A 637-nucleotide genomic window follows, 5' to 3' on the forward strand; every position below is an offset into this window, starting at 1 on the left:
ACCCGTAGTGCATTTAGATAATATTAATTTTTAAGTTGTTAATATTTCTATTTTGGTTTCTGTTTATTGTTTGAATAATAGTAAGCGTGAGTATTTTAGATAGTATCCTTGTTTTAAAGCCTAAAAAGCTTTTAGCATAATTACGTCTAATCATGAACTGGTCACAGAGTTGAGAGAATAACGTTTCTATCCTTTTTCTGTATTTGCGTATTACAAAAGGCTGATCTTTATAGTTTTTTTGATTTGTTCTCATAGGAACTTCCAGCTTTATATTGTGCGATGTAAACAAATCCAATTGGTATTCTGCGGATAAATATCCTTTATCAGCTAAGAGCGTACAATTTTTAAACTGCTGTTTTATATCTTTCAGATAATGAATGTCATGCACTGAAGCTGGACTAATATCCAAACTTTGAAAGACACCTTCCGCTGAGCAAACCGCATGAAGTTTATACCCATAATAATGCATTTTCTGTGAAGCACAATAACCTTTATTTGGAATTGCATAATCGGTTTCTCTGCATATTTTACTACGTGAGCTTCTTGATAATTTGCAAACTTCTAAAGGCATGCTATCCACAATAAAATACTTTTCAGAACCATTAAATTTTTCTGCTAACAGTTTTCGAATCCGTTC

At 31.9% G+C, this 637-nt stretch carries 1 protein-coding gene; it reads right to left on the reverse strand.

The genetic code is table 11. From position 1 onward, the window contains the following. Positions 1 to 13: 13 nt before the first annotated feature. A partial coding sequence (locus N5D46_RS14765) for an IS982 family transposase (RefSeq protein WP_280050457.1) occupies positions 14 to 637 on the reverse strand: 624 nt, incomplete at its 5' end.

Source organism: Empedobacter sp. GD03865, assembly GCF_029840775.1.
Taxonomy (GTDB): Bacteria; Bacteroidota; Bacteroidia; order Flavobacteriales; family Weeksellaceae; genus Empedobacter; species Empedobacter falsenii_B.